Consider the following 16208-nt stretch of genomic DNA (forward strand, 5'->3'; position numbering starts at 1 on the left):
TGGGCAAATACCCCATGCGCCGAAGGCGCTGTTGCGACCACACTTTTAGCCATGCCCGTCGAATCGCGGAGTGATCCGGAGAAACACGTCGCTGAGTTGGAGCATCGGCTCCTGGAGCCAACCGGGGCCGCGTCGCGCCCCTTCGTGGCGTTCGCGGCCCCGCCGACCACCAAGCAGATGATGAAGTACACCTCCGTGTGCATCTTCGCGGCCATCGCTTTGCTTGGCGGTGTCAATGCGGCGCTTCTTCTGCTCGGTTCGATCGTGGGCTCGCAAAGACTCTGGCAGGTGGGTAGCGCGGTGCTCTATGCCGCGTTACTGCTGCTGGCCCGCCCTGCATTCGCGGCGTTCCAACGTCGGATCTATCGGGGAAAGAAGGTGCTCATAGTCGTCGCGGCCGATGACTTGAGCATCAGCACGCGGCCGGGTGAGGTTTTTTCCCTCGTTGATGCGCAGCTGAGCCGCTGGGCGCTCACGGGCTATCGCGGCGTCACGAAAGGTACGGCGCTGCGGCTGCGAAGCGGCGGGAAGGACCTGGTCATCGGCGGACGGGATCACCGCACTGCGGCCGGGACTGTACTGAATGCGGACGCCGTCGAGGTCGTCGACGCATGGATGTGGCCCGCGGAATTCGATGAGCTTCTCGCTGTCGTCGGCGGCCGCGGTGAGCTGACTGCGCAACGGCCGACACCCGGGCAGCCGATTCGCTGCCTTCTGCTGCCGAACCCCATGGCAATGTTCTCGTCCTCGTTCTTCGGGATGTTCAAAAACACGGGAACAGCGCTGCAGATGTCTACCGATCCGCCGCAGCCGAGCATGGCCATCGACCTGGCCGAAAATGATATTTCGGTGATCGACCTGAAGAGCAACACGGTGATCGCCTCGGCGGCACCGGCACAGGTGACCGCGACACCGGCGGAAAGCACTCGCCGGATGCCAAGGATGGGTACGCAGACGACGCCCGTCCTGGCGGTGAGCATCCCCGACGCGCAACCACTGTCCATCGGGTGCGCCGATTGGACCGAACCGCCACAGCGGACAAGGAGCGGCAGAACCAAACTCGCATACCGTTTTTCATGGCGTGGCGAAGTGCATACTGCGCCCGAGCCGACATATGTGGTCTCGGACGCGGACTGGCTGACGCTGGTTGAAAAACTTGGATTGACATCGTGTTTGGACGACAGGGCGCACGCCGACGCGGTGGCGGCGCCGCTGGCTCGGCCCAAGCGCAAGCTATGGATCTACGCCGTGATCTTCGCAGTGATCGTGTTGGTCGCGGTGCCCGCGATGATATTGGTCGCGGGCGGCATCATAACCAACCGCCAGCTGAAGGAAGACCAGCTGAAGGCGCAGCGCGAACTGCCTTTCGCGCTGCCGTTCAAGGACCTGCGCGTCCCTCACGGTGTGGCTGTAGACGCCGCAGGCAACGTCTACGTCGCCGACACCCATACCAACCAAGTGTTGAAGCTCGCACCAGGGTCCTACACCCAAACCGTGCTGCCGTTCACCGGACTCGATCTGTGCTCCAACGTGATCGACGCTTCTGTGGCTGGGGTGGCGGTGGATGCGGCAGGCAGTGTCTACGTCAGCGACAGCTGTAACGACAGAGTGGTGAAGTTATCGCCGGGGTCGAGTACCCAAACCGTGCTGCCATTCCGCGGCCTGGATGGACCTCACGGGATCGCTGTGGACGCCGCGGGCGCCGTGTACGTCGTCGACTACTCCCATAGCAACATCTTCGAGCTGGCCCCCGGGGCAACCAAGCCGATCCGGCTTCCGGCGACCGGCGCGGGCGGTCCCTCTGGTGCTGTGGCGGTCGACGCCGCCGGCAACGTTTACGCGAGTTGCAGCCGCGGGCGCACGCGACTGAGTTGCTTACTGAGGCTCGCGCCGGGATCGAACAGTTGGACCCGGTTGCCATCCACCACCGACAATTCCGGCGACACCTTCAGCTCAGGCGAACAGGACGTGGCCGTCGACGCAGCGGGCACCGTGTACATGATCACGTCCAGAACGGTGATGAAACTCGCGCCAGGGTCGGACAATTGGACGACGCTGCCTGGACATCCTCCGTTGGTGGATCCGATGGGGTTGGCGGTGGACGCCCGCGGCAGCAGTGTTTACGTCACGGATCACACGGGCTCCCGCGCGACGGGGAGCGGCCTGCCCTGGGAAAAGGACGACGCCCAGGGCTACGTGCTCAAGCTGCCCGGGTAACCAGCGACAATCGCGCTCGCCACAGAATCGTTATCGGAGCTTGCCTCGTGTGACATGTCCCGTCGCAAGAATGCGACGGAAGCACCGTGCCGTACGAGAGGAAGTAGTGACCGACAGAGACCTGTATTCGGCGATCCTGAGCGTGTTGCAGTCGCACTTCGACAGCACCGGATTACCGAGGTCGGCATCACAAGCCGTGCAAGCACACCAGATCGGCCAAGACGCCATCAACGACTGGTTGTCGGCGAAGCTGCCGCCCCTGTGAAACTGCCCAAGACGCTTTGGCTTGGGTTGGTAATACTGGGCATGACCACCGCGTCGCCCGCGGCGGCGGACCCCGCAACAGCGGCAGCCCAATGGATCGTCGTCGGCGTGCCGTCTGCCCACGCCACCACAGGAACCCTGACCGCCTACCAACGCGTCGGTCAACAGTGGAAGGTGGTCCTGGGACCGGTACCCGCCAAGGTGGGCGAGCTCGGTGTCGGTGCTCCAGGCGACGGTGTCCACCGCACTCCGGTGGGAACGTTCAGATTCGACCAGGCCTTCGGGCGGCAGCCCAATCCCGGTACTAAGATGCCGTATTTTCAAGCCACTCAACAAGATTGGTGGGACGAGGACCCGGGGTCGCCGAGTTACAACACCCACGTACGCCGACCCGGCAGTCCTTCGTCAATCGCGGAAAATCTATACGACTCGGGGTCCGTCTACGACTACGCAGTCAACATCGCGGTGAATCCGAATCGCATCCCGGGACGCGTGTCCGGGATTTTTCTCCACGTGACCGACGACAGTCCCACCTGGGGATGTGTGGCCATCGGCCGCGATCAGATGCGTTCCGTGCTGAACTGGCTCGACCCTTCGGCATCACCGGTGATCACCATCGGTGTCGGCACTCCGTCGCTATAGCGCTGTCACCGTGCCCGTCAGGTGGGGGTCGCCCTTCTTCAGGTTGCGCAGCGTGAGCTGCCATCCCTCGGAGATGCGGTCGACATACAGGCCGGCCTGTGCCGGCAGCACCACCGGCTTGGCGAACCGCACCGAGTACTTCACGGCATCCGGCAGCTGCCCCTCGATGTTTGCCAACACTGCTGCAGCGGTGAACATTCCGTGCGCGATAACGCTCGGAAAGCCGAACAGCTTCGCGGCGACCGAATTGGTGTGGATCGGATTGTGGTCCCCACCGACCGATGCGTAGTGGCGGATCTGCCCCGGCGTGATGCGCAGCACCGCGTTCGGCGGCCCGAGCTTCGGCTGCTTCTGCGGCGGCGGCTTCGGCTCGTCGGACAGGCTGGTGCGCTGCTGATGCAGGAACGTCGTCACCTGATGCCACGCGGTCTCGTTTCCGACGTTCACGTCGGTGACGATGTCAACCAGGAGCCCGCGGCGGTGCTCGCGCAGGTTCTCGGCATGCGTGCGCACCGAGACCGTATCGGTCACCAGAATCGGCCTGTGCTGCGTGATGTGGTTTTCGATGTGCACCGAACCCATTGCGGCGAACGGGAAATCGAATCCGGTCACCAGCGACATCACCGTTGGGAACGTCAACGCGAACGGGTAGGTCAGCGGCACCGCGTCACCGAATCGCAGCCCCGTCACGTTGGCGTACGCCGCCACGTTCGCCGGGTCGATGCTCAGCTCGTCGACAGTCAACGTGCGGTCGGGCAGCGTATCGCCACGCGGCACGAACGGCAGTGCTCCCGCCGCCGCGCGCACCAGATTCATCAACCCCGACGGCTGCGCTTGGCTCACGCTATGCCCCCAACCATGCCTGGCCGCACACCCGAATCGTATTGCCGGTCACCGCGTTCGACGCCGGGCTGGCGAAATACGCGATCGTTTCGGCGACGTCGACGGGCTTGCCGCCCTGATACAAGGAGTTGAGTCGCCTGCCCACCTCGCGGGTGGCCACCGGGATCGCCTCGGTCATCTTGGTTTCGATGAAGCCGGGTGCGACGGCGTTGACGGTGATGCCCTTCTCGGCGTAAGCCTCCGACAGCGCATCGGTCAGCCCGATCATGCCCGCCTTGGTGGCCGCGTAGTTGGTCTGCCCGCGGTTGCCCGCGATGCCAGCCATCGACGACAGCCCGACCACTCGGCCACCTTCACCGAGCGCTCCCTTCTCCACCAGTCCCTCGGTAAGCCGTAGCGGGGCAAGCAGATTCACGGCGACGACGGAGTCCCAACGGGCCTCGTCCATGTTGGCCAGCAACTTGTCGCGGGTGATGCCTGCGTTGTTGACCAGAACATCGGCCCGCCCGTCGTGCACCTCGCGCAGATGCTCGACGATCTTGTCGACCGCATCGTCGGCGGTGACGTCAAGCGTCAACGCTGTGCCGCTCACCTTCGACGCGGTCACCCCCAGCGGCTCGGCTGCGCTCTCGACGTCGATGCACACCACCTTCGCGCCGTCGCGCGCGAACACCTCGGCGATCGTCGCGCCGATACCGCGGGCCGCACCCGTCACGATCGCGACCTTGCCGTCCAGGGGCTTGTCCCAATCGGCAGGCGGCGCCGAGTCGGCCGCACCGACGCGGAACACCTGCCCGTCGACGTAGGCCGACTTGCCGGACAGGATGAATCGCACCGTCGACTCCAGCCCGGTCGCGGCCGGCTTGGCATCGGGCGACAGGTGCACCAGGTTGACCGTGGCGCCCCGGCGCATCTCCTTGGCAAGCGAGCGGGTGAACCCTTCGAGTGCCCGCTGCGCGATCTCTTCGTGGCCGCTGACCTCGTCGGGCGTCGTGCCGATCACCACAATGCGTCCCGACGGCCCGAGGTTGCGCAGCAGCGGGGTGAAGAACTTGTACAACTCGTTGAGCCCCGCGGGCTCGGTGATGCCGGTGGCGTCGAACACCAGCCCGCCGAACGAGTCGGCCCACCGGCCGCCGAGATTGTTGGAGACCAGGTCGTAGTCCTCGGCCAGTGCGGCGCGCAGCGGTTCGACGACGCGGCCCTCCCCGCCGATCAGCAGCGTGCCCGCCAGCGGCTGATCGCCGGGCGCGTACCGGCGCAGCGTCTCGGGCTGCGGAATGCCGAGCTGCTTGGCGAGGAACGATCCTGGCGCCGAGTGGACGATTTGCGAGTACAGATCGGTAGCCATGGGGACGAACTTACTCCAGAGTAAGAAGGGTGCGTAATATGGGGTTCATGGCTAGTGATACCCACCGACGCGTCGCCGTACTTGGCGGCAACAGAATCCCGTTCGCACGATCGGACGGCGCGTACGCCAACGCCTCCAACCAGGACATGTTCACCGCGGCGCTGGGCGGGCTCATCGACCGCTTCAACCTCGAGGGCGAAAAGCTGGGCGCGGTGATCGGCGGCGCGGTGCTCAAGCACAGCCGCGACTTCAACCTGATGCGGGAGTGCGTCCTCGGCAGCTCGCTGTCCTCCTACACGCCTGCGTTCGACATCCAGCAGGCGTGCGGCACGGGCCTGCAGGCGACCATCGCGGCCGCCGACGGCATCGCGGCAGGCCGCTACGACGTGGCCGCTGCGGGCGGTGTGGACACCGCCTCCGACGCGCCGATCGCGTTCGGCGACGACCTGCGTCGTGTGCTCCTCGGGCTGCGCCGGTCGAAGTCGAACGTCGACCGGCTCAAGCTGGTCGGCAAGCTGCCCGCGGCGCTCGGCGTCGAAATCCCCGTCAACAGCGAGCCGCGCACCGGCCTGTCGATGGGCGAGCACCAGGCCATCACCGCCAAGGCCATGGGCATCAAGCGCGTCGACCAGGATGAGCTGGCCGCCGCCAGCCACCGCAACATGGCCGCCGCCTATGACCGCGGCTTCTTCGACGACCTCGTCACCCCGTTCCTCGGGCTGTACCGCGACAACAACCTCCGCGCCGATTCGTCGCCGGAAAAGCTCGCCAAGCTCAAGCCGGTGTTCGGTGTGAAGGCCGGTGACGCCACCATGACCGCGGGCAACTCGACCCCGCTGACCGACGGCGCATCGGTCAGCCTGCTGGCCACTGACGAGTGGGCCGCCCAACACGGCATCGAACCGCTGGCTTACTACGTCGACGCCGAGACCGCCGCCGTCGATTACGTCAACGGCAAGGACGGCCTGCTGATGGCGCCGACGTATGCGGTGCCACGGCTGCTGGCCCGCAACGGGCTGACCCTTGGCGACTTCGACTTCTACGAAATCCACGAGGCGTTCGCGTCGGTGGTGCTCGCGCACCTGCAGGCCTGGGAGTCCGAGGAGTACTGCAAGGAGCGGCTCGGCCTGGATGCTGCCCTCGGCTCGATCGACCGGTCGAAGCTCAACGTCAACGGTTCGTCGCTGGCGGCCGGCCACCCGTTCGCGGCTACCGGCGGACGGATCGTGGTCCAGCTGGCCAAGCAGCTCGCGGAGAAGAAGAAGGAGACCGGTCAGCCGGTCCGCGGCCTGATCTCGATCTGTGCAGCAGGTGGTCAGGGTGTCGCGGCAATTCTCGAAGCCTGAGCCAAAAAATTTTCGCAGGCGTGTAACGGGCTCGCGGGGGTAGTCGATAGTCCTGGTAGCTCCGTGTTGCCGTCTGACCCCCCGACCCGACGGCAACACGGGGCTCTTATTTTCGCGCCCCGGGTGCTTCGATGGGGACATGCAGATCAGCCTCAGCCTCGTCGGATTACTCAGCGATACGGGCGGCTCGCCCGTCGATGCGACCATCAAGAGCCTCGCCCAGTTGCGCGACGAAGGATTCCGCAGAGTCTGGATGGCCCAGCTGCCCTATGACCCGGATCTGCTGACCATCCTGGCCGTCGCCCTGCATGAGGTCGACACCATCGAAGTGGGCTCCGGCGTGGTGCCGATTCAGGTTCAGCATCCGACATCCCTGGCGCAGCGGGCCCTGACGCTCAACGCGATCGCGGGCGGCCGGTTCAGCCTCGGCGTCGGCATGAGCCACAAGATGGTCACCGAGCAGATGTGGGGCATCTCGTATGAAAAGCCGCTGCGGCGGATGCGGGAATACCTCGACGGTCTGCTGCCGCTGCTGGCCGGACAGCCCGCTGATGCCGAAGGCGAAACGGTGACCACACGCGGATCGCTGCAGATTCCCGGTGCCCCGACGCCCGACGTCTACATCGCCGCGCTCGGCCCCCAGATGCTGCGGCTGGCGGGCAGGCGCACAGCCGGCACGCTCACGTGGATGACGGGCCCCAAGACGCTGGCCGAACACGTCAGCCCGACGTTGCGCGAGGCCGCGGCCGAAGCGGGCCGTTCGGAGACGTCGGTGCGCGTCGCCGCGTCGCTGCCGGTGGCCGTGACCGACGACATCGACGCGGCGCGGGCCAGAGCCGCGCAAGAGTTCGCGATCTACGGCCAGCTGCCGTCGTACCGCGCGATGCTCGACCGCGAGGGGTACGCCGGGCCGGAGGACGCCGCGATCATCGGCGACGAGAAGACGGTGTCCGACCGTCTCGACGAGGTCGCCGCATCGGGCGTCGACGAGTTCGCTGCCGTCACGTTCGACCCGTCTCCTGAGGGGCGCGCACGCACTCGCGCGCTGCTGCGTACGAGGGACGAATAGCGCCCGATTTTCCTCTGGTGTGACCGCAATCACAGGCGTACGATCGAGCGCACGACGGGTTCGGGAGTGACCAATCCAAAGTGCCGGCAAGAGGTGAAAGCCGGACGCGCGAGACTAATGAGACGCCCTCAAGTGTCCTCCCGAACCCGCCCTTTTTGTCTGTAGCACGGTGTGGCTAGCCCCACCCGACATCTGCCGGACACCCCCATGGAACGCGTGAGGTATGCGGGCCACGATGATGACGTGACGATGACTGCTGTTGCGACCCAACCGGATTGGACCCGAACACTACTGACGCCGCTGCGCGCCCCGGCGTGGCGGGCCTATCTCTACTTCGTGCTGGTCAGCGTGCTCGCCATCGCGGCTGTCGTGTTCATTTTCTTCGCGGGCCTCGGATCCGGGCTGCTGTTGGTCACGCTTGTCGGCATCCCGTTGCTGGCCGGCGTCGTGCTGACCGGGCGGCTGTGGAACAAGCTGTACCGGTCACTGGCCCGGCTTCTCGACGTGCAGATCGATGCCCCACCTGCGTTCAGGCGCCCTGCCGGTCGATTGCAGACGATCCCGGCCGCGCTCACCGACGCCGTCGGCTGGCGCAGCCTCGGATTCCTGGCACTGCAGGCGGTGCTGATGACCCCGGTCGGCTATCTGGTGATCGTCGGCATCGCGATGTCGCTGGCGTTGGTGATCTCGCCGATCGCGTGGGCGGTGATGGGCGAACCCTTCGTCTCGTTTGGTGAGCCCGTGGATTCGCTGCCCGCATACCTGCTGTTGTCGGCGGGCGGCCTGATCACGCTGTACCTGCTGGGGTGGCTGATGCTGGGACTCGGCCGCGGCCACGTGTGGCTGGCCGGCATGCTGCTTGCGCCGACCGAACGGGAGCGACGGGTCGGCCAGTTGGAGCGGGCCCGCGCGGACGTGGTCGACGACTCGGCCGCCACGCTGCGCCGTGTCGAGCGAGATCTGCACGACGGCACCCAGGCCCGGCTGATCACTGTCGCGATGGCGTTGGCGCGGGCCGAAGAGCACTTTGCGTCGTCGGATGTGACGCGTGGCCGCGAACTGGTGTCGGATGCGTTGGCGAACACCAAGGACACGTTGACGGAGTTGCGTGATCTGGTTCGGGGGATCCGCCCGCCTGCACTGGATCTCGGTCTTGGTGAGGCGGTGCAGACGCTGGCGGCGCGCAACCCCATCCCGGTCGAAGTGGCGGTGGACCTCGCGGCGCGGCCGTCGATCGGCGTCGAGACCATGGCGTACTTCTGTGTGGCCGAACTGCTGGCCAACGTATCCCGCCATTCGGGTGCCAGCCACGCCTCGGTGCGGATCAACGGCGACGCCGCCCAATTACGAATCACTGTAAGGGACAACGGTTCCGGTGGCGCCGCGGTCGGAAACGGCACAGGGTTGACGGGCCTGCGCGACCGGCTGGCGATGTTGGACGGACGGTTGGAGATCGACAGCCCGGCAGGCGGCCCGACAGCAGTGACGGTAGTCGTCCCGCCGGGAGCCGAACAGTGACCCGCCTGGTCATCGCCGAGGACAGCGCGATCCTGCGCGACGGACTGGTGCAACTGCTCGTCGAGCGCGGTCACGAGGTGGTGGCCAAGGCCGGCACCGCGGACGAATTGCTCGAATCCGTCGATGCCTTCAGGCCCGATGTCGCGGTCGTCGACATCAGGATGCCGCCGACGTTCACCGACGAGGGCTTGATCGCGGCGGTGGCACTGCGCCGCTTGCATCCCGACGTCGGCGTGCTGGTGTTCTCGCAGTGGGTCGAAACACGTTATGCCACCGAATTGTTGGCGGGCAATCCCGAAGGTGTCGGTTATCTGCTGAAGGACAGGGTCACCGACATCGCGGAATTCGACGACGCGTTGCGCCGCGTCGCCTCGGGCGGAACCGCGCTCGATCCTGAGGTCGTGCGCCAGTTGATCGGCAGCCGCAAGCAGGCGACCGTCCTGGACAGGCTGACGCCACGCGAACGCGAGGTGCTCGAGCTGATGGCCGAAGGGCATTCCAACAGCGCTCTGGCGCAGCTCCTTTCGATCACTGAGCGTGCTGTCGAAAAGCACGTGTCGGCGATCTTCACCAAGCTGGACCTGCCGCCGTCGCAGGCGCACCACCGCCGGGTGCTCGCGGTGGTGACCTATCTCAACTCCTGACTCAGCAGCGACGCGAGTTCGCTGCGCGGCACCGAGACGCGATGTGGCCCGCTGTTGTCCACCACCACCTGATCTTCTCCGAAGAAGAAGATCACGGCGTCGTCGGTGATGGCGAAGTCCCGGTAGGTGGTTTCGTCAAGACCTTGTATAGGCGTGTACGTGTGCTTCCCCAACTCGCGCTGGACGATCGGGTTCAATACGTCCAACGGTTTGGTGCCGGGCTTGAACAGCGTGTCGAAGGTGATCGGTGCCTGCTTACCGAGGTTGTAGTTGAAGGCCTGATACGACGTCCCCGGGTGGTCCTCGTGGCTGAAACCGGTGTCGTCGTTGATCGTCAGCACCAGGCTCTGGGTGCCGGAGTCCGGGGTTCCCGACCGGTATTCCTTCGCGGTGACGTCGTGCATGAAGGGCTGGATGCGGCCGTCGGGACCGAATTTCGCGAGCCAGTCCAGGAAGTCGGCACGGTCCTGTGCCAGGTAATCGAACACCGCCTGCTGGTCGGGATAGTCGACTGGAATGCTCATGTCCATGGTGTAGGTGGCCGTGGTGCTGTGCGCCTGGCAGACCTGGTTGGCGTCGACCGTACCGCCGAGGCTGTCGCATGTTGATTGCCCAGCAGCAGTGGCCGGCAGTGCCAGTGCGATGACCGCGGCGCCCGCGAATACTGCAATGAGGTTGCGGTGAAGCAACTTTGATGTCATGGCGGTTTCCTTTTGAACGAGGGTGACTTACGACTTCTGGTCCGGATAGAGCTGCGCGTCGGTGACGCCGCCGCCGTTGATCGGCGGACCGAGAAGCACAGTGGAGGTGTTGGTGGCAGGATCATAGGTCAGCAGCGATGTGGTACCTCCGCAGCCGACCTGGGCGGAGAGCAACAACTTGTCCCCTGTGATGCCGACGAGTTGGATACTGTCGGAAACGCCGGGGATTTTCACCTGGGTGGTGTGCATGTCAGGAGTCAAGCGGGACAAATGCACTGTGCCGCAAGCGCCCGCGGTTTGCAGAAACGTTCCGCTGGGCAGCTCGTAAGCCATGCCGTCGCCGTAGTCCCCGCTGAAGCCATGGTCGTCACCCTGGCCCGAGTTGACTGCGGTCAGCGCGGTCGCAGGCCCACCGTCGACGGGCACCTTCCACAGCTGGCCGCCGGCATCGTTGGAGCAGTGGGCGAGGATCACGGTTGAGTTCCACCACCGCAGAGGCGAGCATTCCGCCTTCGGCATAGGTGATTTCAGTGTCCGAATGATCTTGCCGTCGTTGCCCATCACGACGAGGCTGTTGTCGGACTTTGTGACCCCGTCCTTTTTGAGGTTCGCGGTCGAGAGCACAAGCTGTGTCCCGTCGAGCGACTGGAGGTAGCCACCACTGAAGTGGCCCGCGCCGCCGAGGTGATCTGTCGGATACGACTGTTGCTCATTGCCGGCAAGGTCGACCCGTTTCAACGTTCCCGGCTTGTCCCGGTCGTTGTCGGTCGCGATGAGCAGGGCTTCGCCGTCAGGGCGGGTGTATCGGACGTGACCCGTGATCGGAAGTGGCGTCTGTGTGCCTGTGTGCAGATCGATCGAGACGAGCGGCGAGGATGACGCGCCAGGCTCGTACTTCTCCGTCCTGATCAGGGCGTGATTGCCATCGCCGGACCAATCGACCACCTGCGGGTCCGACTCCGGGGCGAACGTGGTGATTGGGTAGCGGTTTCCTTGCGGGTCAACGAGGTACAGCGTCGTGGAGGCCGTCTCACGGCTGGGCTCGTTGGGCGCAGGCGAAGCGCCCGGCATCGTGGGAGTGATCGGACTCCAGAGTGCCAGCATCCAGCCTTGGCCGACACTCGGCCAGGGCACGCTGCCGATCGGGGATTCGGCGCCGTGTGCCACGGCAGGCGTGGCAGGCGCGGCCGTCGACGTCGGCGTCACAGGGCTGACTGCCACGCTGGGCGCCGTCGTCGAACCATTCGACGACGAGCATCCGGCCAGCATCACTGCCGCCACGGCGACGAGGCCGACGGTCATCCGGGGTCGCGACATATTCGTTCCTTTTTGGATAATGTGGTTGGGGGTCAAGGGGTTTCGGTTCATCGCTGCACCGGGAGTTTCACGATGCGGCCATTGCCGTTGTCGGTCACGTACACGCTGCCTGCGGCGTCAATAGCCACGCCTTGCGGGAGGTTGAGGTCGGTGAACGGCAGCACGGTCGGTGTGGTCGAGTCCGCGCCGAGCTTCAGCACGCGGTTGTGGCCGCGGTCGGTGACGTAGACGTCGCCTGCGGTGTCGACGGTCACCCCGGCGGGGTTGTTCAGGTCGGAGAAGGGAAGCACTGTGGCGGTGGTCGATCCCGCGGCGAGCTTCAGCACCCGGTTGTTGCCGTTGTCGACGACGTAGACGTCGCCTGCCGAGTTCACTGCGATGCCCTGCGGATCGTGTAAATCATTGAACGGCAGCGCAATCGGGCCATCGGCTCCGACGGCCAGCTTCCACACGCGGTTGCTGCCCCAGTCGGTGACGTAGAGATTGCCTGCGTTGTCGGCGGCGACACCCGCCGGATACTGCACGCCCGTCAGCGGTAGTGGCGTAGGGCTGGCTGCCCCAGCAGCCAACTTCAGGACCTGATGGTGGTTGAAGTCGGTGACGTATAGATTGCCTGCCTGATCCACCGCGACGCTGGCAGGATCGGTCTTGTCGGAGAACGGCAGCAGCGCAGGCGTATCCGCACCTGCCCCCAGTTTCCACACCCGGTTGTCACCTTCGCCGGTGACGAAAACACCGCCGGCGGAATCAACCGCGACGCCGTTGGCGTAGCGCAGGACGGTGAACGGAAGATCGTCGGAACCACGCGCCCCGGCCGCGAGCTTCATGACTTTGTGCTCACCGAGGTCCGTCACGAAAATCGTGCCGCGCTGGTCGACTGCCAGCCCTGCTCCCTCGTTGATCAGGCTGAACGACACCGGAGTCGGGGCAGTTGCACCTGGTGCCAGCTTCAGCACCGGGTCGGGGTTGTGCTGCAGCACATAGACGTTGTTCTCGCTGTCGACCGCGACCGCAGTGGGATAGTGCAGCGAGCCGAACGGCAGCACGGTCGGGTTGTTCGCGCCTGCCGTCAGTTTCAGCACCCGACCACTTTTGTTGTCGACGGTGTAAACGTTGTTCGCAGCGTCAACGGCTACGGCGACGGGGCCGTGCAAGGTGCCGAACGGCAGCACTGCTGCGGTGCTCTGTCCCGGGGCGAGCTTCAGGACCCGGTTGGCGCTGTAGTCGGCGATGTAGATGTTGCCCCCGGCGTCGACGGCCACGCCGTCGGGATCCTTGAGACCACTGACGGGCAGTGCAATGAGTTTGTCTGCGCCTTTCTCCAGCTTCCAGACTTTGTCGTTGCCGTTGTCGGTGACGTAGACGCTGCCCGCGCTGTCGACCGCGACGCCCGTCGGGTCCGAAAGCCCCTCTGACGGAAGAAGGGTCGGCGCATTGGCTCCCGCCGCGAGCTTCAAGAGTTGGTGGGTGGCATGGTCGGCGATGTAGAGGTTGCCAGCCGCGTCGACCGCAGCGCCGTAGGGCTTCTCGAGATGTACGAACGGCAGCGTCACCTGAGATGAGTACGTCACGGTGTGCTCTTGGGATGCGCGAGCCGTGACCATGGCCCTGATACTCACGGCCGCGGCGATCGCCACGATGACGAGCAGGCCGACGACGAGCGCGACCTTCACGCCACGGCTGGCCCGCCGGACAGGCGGCGAAACTGCGGTCATTACGGTGTCCTTCCAAAGGAGACGTCTGTGTTGTCCGCAAGCGTGCCGAGACAGTCTTGGCGGTTTCTTGGTGATCCGTCGCTCTGAAGTCTGCGTGCACGTCAGGCCGAGATGAATAGGGAAATCTCCCCATGTTCGCGGTTGGCTGCTCGCCAAGAATCCATCAAGCGCCGCCGGGAATGGTGTTTCCAACGCGAACATCGACCGTTAAGGAAACCAACACATGTTCAGCTCACGAATCACCAAACCCGCCATCGCCGCGGGGCTCATCGGCGTGGCCCTGCTTGCCGCGGGAACCGCGAACGCGCAGACTGCCGACGATCAATTCTTCGGTGCGCTGCAGCAGCAAGGCATCGGCTTCGGCAGCCAGGACTCGGCCATGAAAGTCGCCCACCACGCGTGCGATGCGCTCGGTGCCGGCATGGAGCCCAGTGACATCAGCGCCAACATCGCGGCCGCCAATGGTGGCATCGACCGGCAGACCGCATTGGTCATCGTCGTCGACGCTGCGATGGCTTACTGCCCACAGTTCGTCCACCAGATGGCAAACGGCGCGACCGTCGTCGGCCCGAACCACTGACGCGCCAACGCAAAAGGCCCCGGGAAGAGTCCGGGGCCTGTCGCGTACGAAGCGGGTTTAGAAAGCCGCCTCGTCCAGTTCCATGATTTCGTTGTCGAGCGTGTCGATCACGGCACGGGTGCTGGTGAGCACCGGCAGCATGTTCTTCGCGAAGAACGACGCAACCGCGATCTTGCCCTCGTAGAAGGCGCGATCGTCACCGCTGGCCCCGGCGTCGAGCGCCTCGATGGCCACGGCGGCCTGCTGCTGCAGCAGCCAGCCGATCACCAGGTCGCCGACGCTCATCAGGAAGCGCACCGAAGCCAGGCCGACCTTGTACAGCTCAGCCGGGTTCTCCTGCGCCGCCATCAGATAGCCGGTCATCGTCGCGGCCATGCCCTGCACGTCCTCCAGAGCGGTGGCCAGCAGCGCACGCTCGGCCTTGAGCCGGCCGTTGCCCGCCTCGTTCTTGACGAACTGCTCGACCTGGCTTGCCACGTAGGCCAGCGCCTGTCCCTTGTCGCGGACGATCTTGCGGAAGAAGAAGTCCTGCGCCTGGATGGCGGTGGTGCCCTCATACAGCGAGTCGATCTTGGCGTCACGGATGTACTGCTCGATCGGGTAGTCCTGCAGGAAGCCGGAGCCACCGAAGGTCTGCAGGCTCTCGGTGAGCTTGGCGTACGCCTGCTCGGAGCCAACACCCTTGACGAGCGGGAGCATCAGGTCGTTGACCCGCACGGCCAGTTCGGCGTCCACATCGTGCAGCGCCTTGGCGACCGCGGAGTCCTGGAACGTCGCGGTGTACAGGTACAGCGCGCGCAGACCCTCGGCGTACGCCTTCTGCGTCATCAGGCTGCGGCGCACGTCCGGGTGATGCGTGATGGTCACGCGCGGCGCGGTCTTGTCCGTCATCTGGGTCAGATCGGCGCCCTGCACGCGCTCCTTGGCGTACTCGAGCGCATTCAGGTAACCGGTGGACAACGTCGCAATGGCCTTGGTGCCCACCATCATTCGAGCCTGCTCGATGACGTCGAACATCTGGGCGATGCCGTCGTGCACCTCGCCGACCAACCAGCCGACGGCGGGAACGCCGTGCTGGCCGAGCGACAGCTCACAGGTGGCCGAGACCTTCAGGCCCATCTTGTGCTCGACGTTGGTGACGAAGACGCCGTTGCGCTCGCCGGGCTCGCCGGTTTCCGGGTCGAAGTGGAACTTCGGCACGAAGAACAGCGAAAGACCCTTGGTGCCCGGTCCGGCACCTTCGGGGCGGGCCAGCACCAGGTGCATGATGTTCTCGCCGATGTCGTCGGCGTCACCGGAGGTGATGAAGCGCTTCACACCGTCGATGTGCCAGGTGCCGTCGGGCTGCTGGGTGGCCTTGGTCCGGCCGGCGCCGACGTCGGAGCCCGCGTCGGGCTCGGTCAGCACCATGGTCGCGGTCCAGCCACGCTCGGCGGCCAGCACGGCCCACTTCTTCTGCTCGTCGGTGCCGAGGTTCCACAGGATCTGGGCCATGCCCGCACCCATCGCGTACATGTAGGCGGCCGGGTTGGCGCCCAGCACATGCTCGATCAGGGCCCACTGCAGTGCGCGGGGCATCGGCATGCCGCCGAGTTCCTCGACCAGGCCGATCTTGTCCCACCCGCCGTCGAGCAGTGCGCGCATCGACTTCTTGAACGGCTCGGGAAGCTTCACCTCATGAGTCTTGGGGTCGAACACCGGGGGGTTGCGGTCGGAGTCGACGAAGGAGTCTGCGATCGGACCCTCGGCCAGCCGGGCCATCTCGCCCAGCATCTCCGTGGCGGTGTCGGTGTCCAGGTCGGTGTATGCGCCCTCACCGAGCGCCTTGTCCACACCGAAGACCTCGAACAGGTTGAATACCTGGTCACGGACGTTGCTCTTATAGTGGCTCACATTTCCTCCTCGTCGAGTAGCCACTTGTGGTTGGGTACTTTTTTCTAAGTTACCCACCAGTAACTGGCCCGAACTATACCCATCAGTAACTACAACTCAAACCCCCCC

General features: G+C 65.3%; 14 protein-coding genes. 8 read left to right on the top strand and 6 right to left on the bottom strand.

Annotated elements, in window-relative coordinates; genetic code table 11:
• The first annotated feature begins 51 nt into the window (after nucleotides 1–51).
• The 3 genes from J3E61_RS10580 (at nucleotide 52) to J3E61_RS10590 (ending at nucleotide 3123) form a co-directional block, all read left to right on the top strand.
• Nucleotides 52–2217, top strand: a complete 2166-nt coding sequence (locus tag J3E61_RS10580) for a hypothetical protein (RefSeq protein ID WP_210083522.1) — start codon at nucleotides 52–54, stop codon at nucleotides 2215–2217.
• 106 nt (nucleotides 2218–2323) lie between these two features.
• Nucleotides 2324–2482, top strand: a complete 159-nt coding sequence (locus tag J3E61_RS10585) for a hypothetical protein (RefSeq protein ID WP_210083523.1) — start codon at nucleotides 2324–2326, stop codon at nucleotides 2480–2482.
• A gap of 41 nt (nucleotides 2483–2523) precedes the next feature.
• Nucleotides 2524–3123, top strand: a complete 600-nt coding sequence (locus J3E61_RS10590; protein ID WP_210083524.1) for a L,D-transpeptidase family protein — start codon at nucleotides 2524–2526, stop codon at nucleotides 3121–3123.
• Here the strand turns inward: J3E61_RS10590 and J3E61_RS10595 are convergent.
• Together J3E61_RS10595 and J3E61_RS10600 are read right to left on the bottom strand one after the other, a co-directional pair.
• Entirely contained in the window at nucleotides 3118–3939 is an 822-nt protein-coding gene (locus J3E61_RS10595) for a dehydratase (protein WP_192725983.1), read from the bottom strand. The two genes, J3E61_RS10590 and J3E61_RS10595, sit on opposite strands and share 6 nt — an antisense overlap.
• 28 nt (nucleotides 3940–3967) lie before the next feature.
• A complete protein-coding gene (locus J3E61_RS10600) occupies nucleotides 3968–5317 on the bottom strand; it encodes a 3-oxoacyl-ACP reductase (RefSeq protein ID WP_210083525.1) in 1350 nt (449 codons plus the stop codon).
• Between the two features lie 47 nt (nucleotides 5318–5364).
• Here J3E61_RS10600 and J3E61_RS10605 point away from each other — a divergent pair, with 47 nt between their 5' ends.
• The 4 genes from J3E61_RS10605 to J3E61_RS10620 all read left to right on the top strand — a co-directional run bounded on the left by J3E61_RS10605 (nucleotide 5365) and on the right by J3E61_RS10620 (nucleotide 9894).
• Nucleotides 5365–6663: an acetyl-CoA C-acetyltransferase gene (locus J3E61_RS10605; RefSeq protein WP_210083526.1), complete on the top strand. Its 1299-nt coding sequence runs from the start codon at nucleotides 5365–5367 to the stop codon at nucleotides 6661–6663.
• A gap of 139 nt (nucleotides 6664–6802) precedes the next feature.
• Nucleotides 6803–7732, top strand: a complete 930-nt coding sequence (locus J3E61_RS10610) for a TIGR03564 family F420-dependent LLM class oxidoreductase (RefSeq protein ID WP_192725904.1) — start codon at nucleotides 6803–6805, stop codon at nucleotides 7730–7732.
• 207 nt (nucleotides 7733–7939) lie between these two features.
• On the top strand, nucleotides 7940–9250 hold the full coding sequence (locus J3E61_RS10615; RefSeq protein ID WP_210083527.1) for a sensor domain-containing protein: 1311 nt from the start codon (nucleotides 7940–7942) through the stop codon (nucleotides 9248–9250).
• The gene (locus tag J3E61_RS10620) at nucleotides 9247–9894 is read left to right on the top strand and encodes a response regulator transcription factor (RefSeq protein WP_210083528.1); all 648 of its coding nucleotides are present in this window, start codon (nucleotides 9247–9249) and stop codon (nucleotides 9892–9894) included. The genes J3E61_RS10615 and J3E61_RS10620 overlap by 4 nt, the downstream gene beginning before the upstream one ends.
• Here the strand turns inward: J3E61_RS10620 and J3E61_RS10625 are convergent.
• Genes J3E61_RS10625 through J3E61_RS10635 form a run of 3 tightly spaced genes read right to left on the bottom strand, consistent with a single transcriptional unit; the run spans nucleotide 9879 to nucleotide 13627 of the window.
• The gene (locus J3E61_RS10625) at nucleotides 9879–10595 is read right to left on the bottom strand and encodes a DUF3298 domain-containing protein (RefSeq protein ID WP_210083529.1); all 717 of its coding nucleotides are present in this window, start codon (nucleotides 10593–10595) and stop codon (nucleotides 9879–9881) included. The genes J3E61_RS10620 and J3E61_RS10625 overlap by 16 nt on opposite strands.
• A gap of 27 nt (nucleotides 10596–10622) precedes the next feature.
• Nucleotides 10623–11963: a hypothetical protein gene (locus J3E61_RS10630; protein ID WP_210083530.1), complete on the bottom strand. Its 1341-nt coding sequence runs from the start codon at nucleotides 11961–11963 to the stop codon at nucleotides 10623–10625.
• Nucleotides 11960–13627: a hypothetical protein gene (locus J3E61_RS10635; RefSeq protein ID WP_210083531.1), complete on the bottom strand. Its 1668-nt coding sequence runs from the start codon at nucleotides 13625–13627 to the stop codon at nucleotides 11960–11962. The genes J3E61_RS10630 and J3E61_RS10635 overlap by 4 nt, the downstream gene beginning before the upstream one ends.
• 223 nt (nucleotides 13628–13850) lie before the next feature.
• On the opposite strand from J3E61_RS10635, the gene J3E61_RS10640 reads away from it, so the two are divergent.
• Nucleotides 13851–14207 carry a DUF732 domain-containing protein gene (locus J3E61_RS10640; RefSeq protein WP_210083532.1) on the top strand — a complete coding sequence of 119 codons (357 nt, stop codon included), beginning with the start codon at nucleotides 13851–13853 and terminating at the stop codon, nucleotides 14205–14207.
• A gap of 57 nt (nucleotides 14208–14264) precedes the next feature.
• On the opposite strand, the gene J3E61_RS10645 is transcribed toward J3E61_RS10640, so the two are convergent.
• Nucleotides 14265–16100 (bottom strand): acyl-CoA dehydrogenase C-terminal domain-containing protein, encoded by a 1836-nt coding sequence (locus J3E61_RS10645; protein WP_192725897.1) that lies wholly within the window; start codon nucleotides 16098–16100, stop codon nucleotides 14265–14267.
• Between the last annotated feature and the right edge of the window lie 108 nt (nucleotides 16101–16208).

The sequence above is a fragment of the Mycobacterium sp. OAE908 genome, assembly GCF_017872775.1.
In the GTDB taxonomy this organism is placed as follows: Bacteria; Actinomycetota; Actinomycetes; order Mycobacteriales; family Mycobacteriaceae; genus Mycobacterium.